The sequence below is a fragment of the Pseudomonas sp. MF08875 genome, assembly GCF_059862525.1.
Genome location: NZ_JCBCUW010000009.1, coordinates 148,908 through 159,125 on the forward strand (window position 1 = coordinate 148,908; position 10,218 = coordinate 159,125).

The 10,218-nt window shown below is 63.3% G+C and carries 10 protein-coding genes; 4 read left to right on the forward strand and 6 right to left on the reverse strand.

The features are described from left to right. Positions 1-78: 78 nt before the first annotated feature. A complete protein-coding gene (locus AC19YT_RS07700) occupies positions 79-1,167 on the forward strand; it encodes a calcium:cation antiporter (RefSeq protein ID WP_500610042.1) in 1,089 nt (362 codons plus the stop codon). Between the two features lie 130 nt (positions 1,168-1,297). Here AC19YT_RS07700 and AC19YT_RS07705 read toward each other — a convergent pair whose 3' ends face one another. The 3 genes from AC19YT_RS07705 to AC19YT_RS07715 form a co-directional block, all read right to left on the reverse strand. Further along, positions 1,298-2,653, reverse strand: coding sequence for an 8-oxoguanine deaminase (locus AC19YT_RS07705; protein ID WP_095109505.1), 1,356 nt, complete (start codon positions 2,651-2,653; stop codon positions 1,298-1,300). A 142-nt stretch (positions 2,654-2,795) separates the two neighbouring features. Next, entirely contained in the window at positions 2,796-3,482 is a 687-nt protein-coding gene (locus AC19YT_RS07710; RefSeq protein WP_095109506.1) for an SDR family oxidoreductase, read from the reverse strand. Between the two features lie 16 nt (positions 3,483-3,498). Further along, the gene (locus tag AC19YT_RS07715) at positions 3,499-3,849 is read right to left on the reverse strand and encodes a MerR family transcriptional regulator (RefSeq protein WP_095109507.1); all 351 of its coding nucleotides are present in this window, start codon (positions 3,847-3,849) and stop codon (positions 3,499-3,501) included. A gap of 82 nt (positions 3,850-3,931) precedes the next feature. Here AC19YT_RS07715 and AC19YT_RS07720 point away from each other — a divergent pair, with 82 nt between their 5' ends. Continuing rightward, complete coding sequence (locus AC19YT_RS07720; RefSeq protein WP_095109508.1) at positions 3,932-4,390, forward strand: hypothetical protein; 459 nt, start codon at positions 3,932-3,934, stop codon at positions 4,388-4,390. A 373-nt stretch (positions 4,391-4,763) separates the two neighbouring features. Here the strand turns inward: AC19YT_RS07720 and AC19YT_RS07725 are convergent, their stop codons facing one another. From AC19YT_RS07725 to AC19YT_RS07735, 3 genes are all read right to left on the reverse strand, one after another. Further along, the gene (locus AC19YT_RS07725; protein WP_095109509.1) at positions 4,764-5,345 is read right to left on the reverse strand and encodes an IMPACT family protein; all 582 of its coding nucleotides are present in this window, start codon (positions 5,343-5,345) and stop codon (positions 4,764-4,766) included. Between the two features lie 10 nt (positions 5,346-5,355). After that, positions 5,356-6,018 (reverse strand): TetR/AcrR family transcriptional regulator, encoded by a 663-nt coding sequence (locus AC19YT_RS07730; protein WP_095109510.1) that lies wholly within the window; start codon positions 6,016-6,018, stop codon positions 5,356-5,358. Between the two features lie 87 nt (positions 6,019-6,105). Continuing rightward, a complete protein-coding gene (locus AC19YT_RS07735; RefSeq protein WP_095109511.1) occupies positions 6,106-7,026 on the reverse strand; it encodes a LysR family transcriptional regulator in 921 nt (306 codons plus the stop codon). 122 nt (positions 7,027-7,148) lie between these two features. On the opposite strand from AC19YT_RS07735, the gene aptA reads away from it, so the two are divergent. Both aptA and AC19YT_RS07745 read left to right on the forward strand, forming a co-directional pair. Further along, positions 7,149-8,498, forward strand: coding sequence for an omega-aminotransferase AptA (gene aptA / locus AC19YT_RS07740; protein WP_095109512.1), 1,350 nt, complete (start codon positions 7,149-7,151; stop codon positions 8,496-8,498). A 40-nt stretch (positions 8,499-8,538) separates the two neighbouring features. Next, positions 8,539-10,032 carry a CoA-acylating methylmalonate-semialdehyde dehydrogenase gene (locus AC19YT_RS07745; RefSeq protein ID WP_095109513.1) on the forward strand — a complete coding sequence of 498 codons (1,494 nt, stop codon included), beginning with the start codon at positions 8,539-8,541 and terminating at the stop codon, positions 10,030-10,032. Positions 10,033-10,218: the final 186 nt, after the last annotated feature.

Here is a 10,218-nt window from a genome sequence, read left to right on the forward strand (position 1 = left end):
GGTGCGCTAAGGTGTAACGAAACGTTAGCGGCGTGCCGCAGTCACATGGGCTCCCGCGCCCCGCCAAAAAGGCCCGCCATGCTCACATTGCTCAAGCAAGAAAGTTTTCTGCTGTTGGCGCTGCTTGCCGCCGCCGTCGCCTATGCGTTGGAACACTGGCTGCTGCACAGCGGGCAGAGGGTGGCGCTGGTCGGTGGCCTGGTGCTGATCGGTTTTATCGTCTGCGCCTCGATGCGCGTGGCCCACCATGCCGAGTTGCTGGCGGAGAAGGTCGGCGACCCCTACGGCACCATGATCCTGACCCTGTCGGCGGTGCTGGTGGAGGTGGTGATCCTGGCGATCATGATGAGCAACGAGGCCTCGCCCACCCTGGTGCGCGACACCATCTATTCGGCGGTGATGCTCGACATCAACGGCATCCTCGGCCTCGCCGCGTTGATGGGCGGTATCAAGCACGGCGAGCAGTCGTATAACGACGACTCGGCACGCACTTACAGCGTGATGATCCTCACGGCGATGGGGGTGTCGATGGTGGTGCCGGAGTTCATTCCCAAGGCGGACTGGAAGCTCTATTCGGCTTTCACCATCGGCGCGATGGTGGTGCTTTATACGTTGTTCCTGCGTATGCAGGTGGGGCCCCACAGCTACTTTTTCAGCTACAGCTACCCAGAGAAACGCCGGCCCAAGGCCCAGGCCGAAGAGGCGCCGGCCATAGCCCTGGGCACGAGCGTGGCGATTCTGGTGGCGGGGGTGGTGTCGATTGGCGCGTTGGCCGAGGTGATGTCCCAGACCCTCGACCTGGGCCTGGAAGGCAGCGGCGCGCCGCCGGTGATGACGGCGATCCTGGTGGCAGCCATCAGCGCCGCGCCGGAAATCCTCACCGCACTGCGCGCGGCCCTGGCCAACCGCATGCAGTCAGTGGTCAACATCGCGTTGGGGGCGTCGCTGTCGACGGTGATCCTCACGGTGCCGGTGATGGAGGCCATGGCCCTGTACACCGGCCAGCCGTTTCAAATGGCCATGACCCCGGTGCAAACGGTGATGGTGCTCATCACTCTGGTCGTCAGCGCGATCAACCTCAACGACGGCGAAACCAACGCCATCGAAGGGATGACCCACTTCGTGCTGTTTGCCACCTTCATCATGTTGTCGTTGTTGGGGGTTTAGCGGGAGTTGGCTGTGTGGGTGCGGGCTTACCCGCTATGGCGGTCTATCAGTTGCAAGAAATGTATCGCCTGGATCCGCCTCATCGCGGGCGGGCCCGTTTCCACAGTTGTTTTTTCACCCCACTACGGAGTCAGCCCGCAATCAACCGCCGCGCTGCCTGGCTGTGGTCGGCGATCAGGCCCTTGAGGTCCAGGCCTTCGATCTGGCCGTCGATCACTCGCCACTGGCCGGCGACCATCACCCGGTCGGCACGGTCGGCGCCGCACAGCAGCAGTGCCGAGATCGGGTCGTGGCTGCCGGAGAAGCGCAGTTCGTCGAGTTTGAACAGCGCCAGGTCTGCCTGTTTGCCCACCGCCAATTCACCGATGTCGCTGCGCCCCAGCAGTTTCGCCGAGCCACGGGTGGCCCAGCCGAGTACCAACTCGGGGGTGATTTTCTCGGCGCCGTAGCGCAGGCGTTGCAGGTACAGGGCCTGGCGGGTTTCCAGGATCATGTTGGAAGCATCGTTGGACGCCGAGCCGTCCACGCCCAGGCCGATGGGTGCGCCGGCGGCTTGCAGTTCCAGGGTCGGGCAGATCCCCGAGGCCAGGCGCATGTTGGAGCTGGGGCAATGGCAGACGCCAGTGCCCGCCGCGCCCAGGCGCGCGATTTCATCGGGGTTGAAGTGAATGCCGTGGGCCAGCCAGGTGCGCGGGCCGAGCCAGCCGACGCTGTCCAGGTAGTCGACGGTGCGCAGGCCGAAGCGTTGCAGGCAGAAGTCCTCTTCATCAAGGGTTTCGGCCAGGTGGGTGTGCAGGCGCACGTCCAAGCTGTTGGCCAGTTCGGCGCTGGCGGCCATGATTTGCGGTGTCACCGAAAACGGCGAGCAGGGTGCCAGGGCGATCTGGATCTGCGCCCCGGCGCCGCGTTCGTGGTACTGGGCGATCAGGCGCTGGCTGTCGGCCAGGATCACTTCGCCCTGTTGCACGGTCTGCTGTGGCGGCAGGCCACCATCGGCTTCGCCCAGGCTCATCGAACCGCGGGTGAGCATGGCGCGCATGCCCAGTTCGCGCACGCTTTGCACCTGCACATCGATGGCGTTTTCCAGGCCTTCGGGGAACAGGTAATGGTGGTCGGCGGCGGTGGTGCAGCCTGAGAGCAGCAGTTCGGCCAGGGCCACTTTGCTGGCCAGGGCGAGTTTTTCCGGGGTCAGGCGCGCCCACACCGGGTAGAGGGTCTTGAGCCAGGGGAACAGCGGTTGGTTGACCACGGGCGCCCAGGCGCGGGTGAGGGTTTGGTAGAAGTGGTGATGGGTGTTAATCAGCCCCGGCAGGATCACATGCTCGCGGGCGTCGAACACTTGCGCGCAAGGTGCCGATGGCTGCTGCCCGGCGCCGAGGACTTCGACAATGACGCCGTCCTGCAGGACGAGGCCGCCGCTGGCATCGAGGGCGTTGGCGGTGTAGATCGCGAGGGGGTTTTTTAACCAGGTACGGATGGCAGGCATGGTGGCCGGCTCCTCTGAAAGTGGGGTTCAGGGTTGCCAGCTCAGTGATGCCCTGTCTGCTGATCCAGGGTCGCCTTGGGGGGCGAAGGGCGCAGTCTACCCCCGGCGGCGGGCCGGGGGCAACGGCGGTTTGGGGCGGGTGTTACCAGGCAATTGTCTCGCCACGGTAGTCGATGAAGTGATGCCCGCCCTTGCCCGCATAGGCGTTGACCTGCTGGACGAGGCCGCGGGTGCTGGTCTCGACGTCGATGTGCGCGTCTTCGCCGCCCATGTCGGTTTTCACCCAGCCAGGGTGCATCGACAGCACCGTCAGCGCCTGCCCGTCCAGTTGCGCGACGAAACTGTTGGTCATCGAGTTCAGCGCCGCTTTGCTGGCCTTGTACAGCGCCATCTCCGGCGCGTCGGCAATGGTCACGCTGCCCAGCACCGAACTCATGAACGCCAGCACGCCGCTGCCTTCGCGGATCTGCCCGACGAAGCGCTGCGCCAGGTTGATCGGCGCCACCGCGTTGGTGAAGAACAACTGGCCGACTTGCGCCAGGCTCGCCTGGCCCGGGCGCTGGTCGTCCGGGCCCTTGACGCCCGCGTTGACGAACAGCAGGTCGAAGGTCTGCTCCTTGAGGCGTTGGCTGAGGGCGATGACGGCGTGTTGGTCGTCCATGTCCAGGGTTTCGATGCGCACATTGCCCAAGGCTTGCAGCGCCTGGGCTTTTTGCGGGTCGCGCACGGTGGCGGTGACCTGCCAGCCGTCGCCCAGCAGTTGCTTGACCAGGCCCAGGCCCAGGCCACGCGAGGCGCCGATGATAAGGGCGGTTTTTGCAGTGTTCATAAGTGGCTTCCTTAAATCAGGGTTTAAGTGGACAGCTTTGGCTGAGCCGTTGCTGCAACTCTTCACGCAGCGCGCCGAGCTCGGCCATGCGGGTTTCGATCAGGGTGAGCTTGTCTTGCAGCAGTTGTGTGACGGCGCTGTCGGGATCGCTGGCCTGCCACAACCCGGCCACGCTGGCGCCGATCTCGCCGAGGCTAAAGCCTAGACGCTGGGCGGTCTTGATGTAGAGCACCAGTTGCACCATTTGCGCCGGGTAGTGGCGGTAACCGTTGGCGCTGCGCTGGGCGGCGATCAGGCCGCGTTGTTCGTAGAAGCGCAAGGTGTCGCGGCTGACCGCGCAGGCCTGGGCCAATTCGCCGATTCGCATGGGACGTCTCAAGGGGGCTTGACCTTGGAGCATACTCCAGGCCTTAGCCTCGGTGTTCCTTGAATCGATGGAGCAACACCCGATGTGGACTGCCCCGCAATATCGCCGGCTGGTGCGCGCCAGCGGCTGGTACGACTTGCTGATGACCCTGATGTTCGTCACACCCTGGACCTTCACCCTGCTGCACGGCAGCTTGCAGGCCCTGGCCCGGGCTTACGACCTGCCTGGCGAGCTGCCACCTTTCGAGCCGGCGCACATGCTGATGGCTAACTTGATGGGCTCGATTGTGTGCGTGTGGTCGGTGTTGCGCATTCGTGATCCGCAACTGGCGTTCGGCCGTTACGATGCGGCGGGGCGATTGCTCTTCGCCACTTGGCAGGTTTACGCCTTGAGCCAGGGTGCCAGCGTGCTGATTGGCCTGATCCTGTTCTGCGAACTGGCCTGGGCCGTGGCTCAACTCTGGCCCATGCGCCAACCCGCGGCCGTTGTAGCAAGCGGGCTCGCCCGCGCTGGAGTGCGCAGCGCTCCCACCGCGGTGTAGGCGCTTGTGCATAACAAGCGCTGTTTTGAGATCTGGAGCGCTGTTCAAAAAACGATCAATCGCCTGCGAACGCTGCCGTTTCTGCGGTTGAGCGAGCGTTACACGGGTTATCCACAGCTTGCTCCACAGTAATTGTGCGCAAACTGAAGCCGTTGCAGGCGGCCCGCAGGCAATGAAAAAAGCGAGCTAAGCGATTGTTTTTGGCCGGGATTTACCTCGATCTGGAGTAAATGGACAAAAAACGTACAAACCCCGCAAAGCCCCGTTGCAGAAGGCGTCCAGGGAAATGTGCTCAGGTTATCCACAGCCGGGTGCACAGTAGATGTGAGCAAGTTGCGGCTGTGGACAACTGCTCGCGGGCCTGTGGCCGTACTCAGCGATGGAGCACGATACGCCCGCGGCTGAGGTCGGCCAGTTGGCGCTGCAACAGGCCGATGTGTTCCTCGGCCACGCCCAGTTGCAGCTCGACACCGTTGCCGGTGAAAGTCTCGTCCAGCACCAGGCCACCGAGCTCGGTGACCCGTAACCGGACCACCGCCAGTTCGTTGAAGCCACAGGCGCATGCCAGGGGGACTCGGCTGACCAACGCGATGCGTTCGGCGCCTTGCAGGCATTTGTTGGCGCTGCCGCCGTAGGCCCGGGCGAGGCCGCCGGTGCCCAGTTGAATGCCGCCGTACCAGCGGATCACCAGCACCGCGACCTGGTCGCAGGCCTGCGCCTCAATGGCGGCAAGGATGGGGCGCCCGGCGGTGCCACCGGGCTCGCCGTCGTCGCTGCTGCGGTACTGCTCGGCGACTTTCCACGCCCAGCAGTTGTGGGAGGCGTTCAGGTCGCTGTGCTGCTCAATAAAGGCCTGGGCCTCGGCGGCGCTGGTGACGGGGGCGGCGAGGGCGATAAAGCGGCTTTTGCGGATCTCTTCGCGGTACTCGCAAAGGCCGGCCAGGGTGAAGGGCATGGACAAGGCTCTATAGGCTGGGCGTGAGGCCGCAGCCCTTGAGGATGATGCGGATCAGGTTATCGCCGGCGGCGTCCATGTCCTGGCGGGTAAGCTTGGCGCGGCCCGTAACGCGGCAGATCTGCGTGGCGAAATCGGCATAGTGCTGGGTGCTGCCCCACAGCAGAAAGATCAGGTGCACCGGGTCTATCGGGTCCATCTTGCCGGCGTCGATCCAGGCCTGGAACACCGCGGCGCGGCCGGTGAACCAGGTGCGGTAGTCCTGGGTGAAATATTCGCTCAGGCACTCACCGCCGCTGATGATCTCCATGGCGAAAACCCGCGAGGCTTGGGGCTGGCGCCGCGAGAACTCCATTTTGGCGCGGATGTAGCGCGTCAGCGCCTGGGCCGGGTCGTCCTCGGCGGTGAGGGTGTTGAAGGTGCTGTCCCACAACTCGATGATGTGGCTCAGCACCGCCACATACAGCCCCAATTTGTGGGTGAAGTAGTAGTGCAGGTTCGCCTTGGGCAGCCCGGCCTTTTGCGCGATGGTGTTCATGCTGGTGCCTTTGAACCCGTGGCGGGCGAATTCATCTTCGGCGGCCTTGAGAATCGCCTCTTCATTCTTCTGGCGAATGCGGCTGGCCGGTTTGCCGCTGGGCGCGGCGGTGTGGGCGGGGACTTCAAGGGTCATGGGCAATTCCGAACAGGTCCGTGGGTGCAGCCTGTGCACAGATAACTTACCGGGGCATATCAGACAAGTCTTACGGTCATAAAAGCCTTAGCTCGTTGCGGCCAAGGCTTTGAGGAAGCTTTCCAGCACCAGGTGGGGGCGCCGGCCCTTGCGCGTGACCGAGGCCAGGCTCAGGTCATAGAAGCGCGACGCGGGTTTGAGTGCCCGCAGCCGCCCCTGCTGGACCCAGAGCTGGGCGTAGTGGTCGGGAAGGTAGCCGATGTAGCGCCCGGTGAGGATCAAAAATGCCATGCCTTCGCGGTCCGAGGCGCTGGCGGTGCAGTTGAGGGCCTGGTAATGGGCCTGGATCTCAGCGGGCAGGCGGAAGGTCGGGGCGATGGCATCCTGGCTGTTGAGGCGCAGGTCTTCGAGTTGCTGGTCATCGACATAGAACAGTGGGTGGCCCACCGCGCAGTACAGCAGCGAGCGCTCGCTGTACAAGGGTTGGTAGTCCAACCCCGAGAGCGCGCTGGCCTGGGGCACCACGCCGACATGCAGACGACCGTCGAGCACCCCTTGTTCCACCTCGCTGGGGGCGATCATGCGGATCTGGATCTGCACGTTCGGCCCGCGCTCCTTGAGCTGGGCCAGGGCGTGGGTGATGCGCATGTGGGGGACGGTTACCAGGTTGTCGGTCAGGCCGATGGTCAACTCGCCGCGCAGGTGTAGGTGTAGGCCGTTGACCTCGGTACGAAAACTTTCCAGGGCACTTAATAGCTGCAGGGCCGACTGGTACACCTCACGGCCTTCCTCTGTCAGGGAAAACCCTGCGCGGCCGCGTTGGCATAGGCGCAGGCCGAGGCGTTGTTCGAGGTCGCTCATCTGTTGGCTGATGGCCGAGCGGCCAATCCCGAGCACGGACTCGGCGGCAGAGAAACCGCCGCATTCGACCACGCTGCGAAAGATGCGCAGCAGGCGGATGTCGAAGTCGCTGACTTGGGCCAGTGGATCGGGGCGGCGGGTGCTCATAGTTTAGTCATGGCCTGACTGAAGGTTAGAAAAGTTGGATTTCACCGACTTTATCGCCGTGGCAACTTAGTCGCAATCACGCTTTTGTCCGACATTGCCTTTCGCCTGTTGAGGTTCTGCTCATGAACATGCCCGAAAACGCGACCACATCCCTGGCCAGCCAACTCAAGCTCGACGCCCATTGGATGCCCTATACCGCCAACCGCAATTTCCAGCGCGACCCGCGTTTGATCGTGGCGGCTGAGGGCAGCTATCTGATCGATGACAAGGGCCGCCGGGTGTATGACTCGCTGTCGGGCCTGTGGACCTGCGGCGCGGGGCACACCCGCAAGGAAATCCAAGAAGCGGTAGCCAAGCAACTGGGCACTCTGGACTACTCACCGGGTTTCCAATATGGCCATCCGCTGTCATTCCAACTGGCGGAGAAAATCACCGAACTGACCCCCGGCAACCTCAACCACGTGTTCTTCACTGACTCCGGTTCCGAGTGCGCGGACACCGCAGTGAAAATGGTGCGCGGCTACTGGCGCCTCAAGGGGCAAGCCACCAAGACCAAAATGATCGGCCGCGCCCGGGGCTATCACGGCGTCAACATCGCCGGCACCAGCCTGGGCGGGGTCAATGGCAACCGAAAACTGTTCGGCCAGGCCATGATGGACGTCGATCACTTGCCCCACACCCTGCTGGCGAGCAACGCCTATTCGCGCGGCATGCCGCAGCAGGGCGGTATTGCCCTGGCGGACGAACTGCTCAAACTCATTGAGCTGCACGATGCGTCCAACATCGCGGCAGTGTTCGTCGAGCCGATGGCCGGTTCCGCCGGCGTGTTGGTGCCGCCCCAGGGCTACCTGCAACGCCTGCGCGAGATCTGCGACCAACACAACATCCTGCTGGTGTTCGACGAAGTCATCACCGGGTTTGGCCGTACCGGCGCGATGTTCGGCGCCGACAGCTTTGGCGTGACGCCGGACCTGATGTGCATCGCCAAACAAGTCACCAACGGCGCCATCCCCATGGGTGCAGTGATTGCCAGCAGCGAGATCTACCAGACCTACATGAACCAGCCGACGCCGGAGTACGCAGTGGAATTCCCCCACGGCTACACCTATTCGGCCCACCCCGTGGCCTGCGCGGCGGGGTTGGCGGCGCTGGACTTGCTGCAAAAGGAAAACCTGGTGCAAAGCGTGGCCGACGTCGCGCCGCATTTTGAAAATGCCCTGCACGGCTTGAAAGGCGCGAAGAACGTCATCGATATCCGCAACTATGGCCTGGCCGGCGCGATCCAGATTGCCGGGCGCGACGGCGACGCCATCGTGCGGCCGTTCGAGGCAGGCATGGCGTTGTGGAAGGCCGGGTTTTACGTGCGCTTCGGCGGCGATACCTTGCAATTCGGGCCGACGTTCAACAGCAAACCCCAAGACCTGGATCGCCTGTTCGATGCCGTGGGCGAAGTACTGAACAAGATCGACTGATCCGACCCTCTTTATAAGACCCTTTGCTCAGGAGCCCGGCATGAGCCGTATTGCACATCTAATTAATGGCGAACTGGTGGCCGGCAACGGCGGCAGCGCAGACGTGTACAACCCGTCCACCGGCCAGGTGATCCATCAAGTACCGCTGGCCGGCCGCGACACCATTCAAGCGGCCATCGACTCGGCCAAGGCTGCGTTCCCGGCCTGGCGCAACACACCAGCGGCCAAACGGGCTCAAGTAATGTTCCGCTTCAAGCAATTGCTGGAGCAGAACGAGGGGCGCATTGCCCAATTGATTAGCGAAGAACATGGCAAGACCCTGGAGGACGCGGCTGGCGAGCTTAAGCGCGGCATTGAGAACGTCGAATACGCGTGCTCGGCGCCGGAGATTCTCAAGGGCGAGTACAGCCGCAATGTCGGCCCGAACATCGATGCGTGGTCCGACTTCCAGCCTCTGGGCGTGGTGGCGGGGATCACCCCGTTCAACTTCCCGGCCATGGTGCCGTTGTGGATGTACCCGCTGGCGATCGTCTGCGGCAACTGCTTCATCCTCAAACCCTCGGAGCGTGACCCCAGTTCCACCCTGTTGATCGCCCAACTGCTGCACGAGGCGGGGTTGCCCAATGGCGTGCTCAATGTCGTGCACGGCGACAAGGGTGCGGTGGATGCGCTGATCGAAGCGCCAGAGGTCAAGGCCCTGAGCTTCGTGGGTTCGACGCCGATTGCCGAGTACATCTATAGCGAAGCCACCCGGCGCGGCAAACGGGTGCAAGCCCTGGGCGGGGCGAAGAACCACGCGGTGTTGATGCCGGACGCTGACCTGGACAACGCGGTCAGCGCCCTGATGGGCGCGGCTTATGGCTCGTGCGGCGAACGCTGCATGGCGATTTCGGTGGCGGTGTGCGTCGGCGATCAGGTAGCGGACGCCTTGGTGGCCAAGTTGGTGCCGCAAATCAAAGCCCTGAAGATAGGCGCGGGGACCTCCTGCGGCCTGGACATGGGGCCGCTGGTCTCCGGCCAGGCCCGTGACCGGGTCAGCGGCTATATAGAAGACGGCGTTGCGGCGGGCGCGCAATTGGTGGTGGACGGCCGTGGCCTCAGTGTGGCCGGGCATGAAGAAGGCTTCTTCCTCGGCGGCTGCCTGTTCGACCGCGTGACGCCGCAGATGCGCATCTATAAAGAAGAGATCTTTGGCCCCGTGCTGTGTGTGGTGCGCGTCAACAGCCTTGAAGCCGCCATGCAACTGATAAACGACCATGAGTATGGCAACGGCACCTGCATTTTCACCCGGGACGGGGAAGCGGCGCGGTTGTTCTGCGACGAGATCGAAGTTGGCATGGTGGGCGTCAACGTACCCTTGCCGGTGCCCGTGGCTTACCACAGCTTTGGTGGCTGGAAGCGCTCGCTGTTCGGCGACCTGCACGCCTATGGGCCGGACGGCGTGCGCTTCTACACGCGACGCAAGGCTATCACCCAACGCTGGCCACAACGCGCTAGCCACGAGGCCTCGCAATTCGCCTTCCCCAGCCTGTGACGCAAAAGGTCCCTGCCGACTCTGGAAGGGCCTTTTTGACCGATATGACAGGTTTATGAAATTAACGGTTGACGGCGATTTATATCTGTCTATAATTCGCCCCACTTCCGGCGCAGTCGAAACGGAAAACTCCTTGGTAAACAAAGAGTTATGCAGGTTTCGACAGCGCAGAGCTTCAGGTCATCG

Coding starts and splice junctions, on each gene's coding strand:
- AC19YT_RS07710 (WP_095109506.1), bottom strand. CDS start 3,482: ATGAACACTGCAAAAACCGCCCTTATCATCGGCGCCTCGCGTGGCCTG.
- aptA (WP_095109512.1), top strand. CDS start 7,149: ATGAACATGCCCGAAAACGCGACCACATCCCTGGCCAGCCAACTCAAG.
- AC19YT_RS07725 (WP_095109509.1), bottom strand. CDS start 5,345: ATGCCCTTCACCCTGGCCGGCCTTTGCGAGTACCGCGAAGAGATCCGC.
- AC19YT_RS07720 (WP_095109508.1), top strand. CDS start 3,932: ATGTGGACTGCCCCGCAATATCGCCGGCTGGTGCGCGCCAGCGGCTGG.
- AC19YT_RS07705 (WP_095109505.1), bottom strand. CDS start 2,653: ATGCCTGCCATCCGTACCTGGTTAAAAAACCCCCTCGCGATCTACACC.
- AC19YT_RS07745 (WP_095109513.1), top strand. CDS start 8,539: ATGAGCCGTATTGCACATCTAATTAATGGCGAACTGGTGGCCGGCAAC.
- AC19YT_RS07730 (WP_095109510.1), bottom strand. CDS start 6,018: ATGACCCTTGAAGTCCCCGCCCACACCGCCGCGCCCAGCGGCAAACCG.
- AC19YT_RS07700 (WP_500610042.1), top strand. CDS start 79: ATGCTCACATTGCTCAAGCAAGAAAGTTTTCTGCTGTTGGCGCTGCTT.
- AC19YT_RS07715 (WP_095109507.1), bottom strand. CDS start 3,849: ATGCGAATCGGCGAATTGGCCCAGGCCTGCGCGGTCAGCCGCGACACC.
- AC19YT_RS07735 (WP_095109511.1), bottom strand. CDS start 7,026: ATGAGCACCCGCCGCCCCGATCCACTGGCCCAAGTCAGCGACTTCGAC.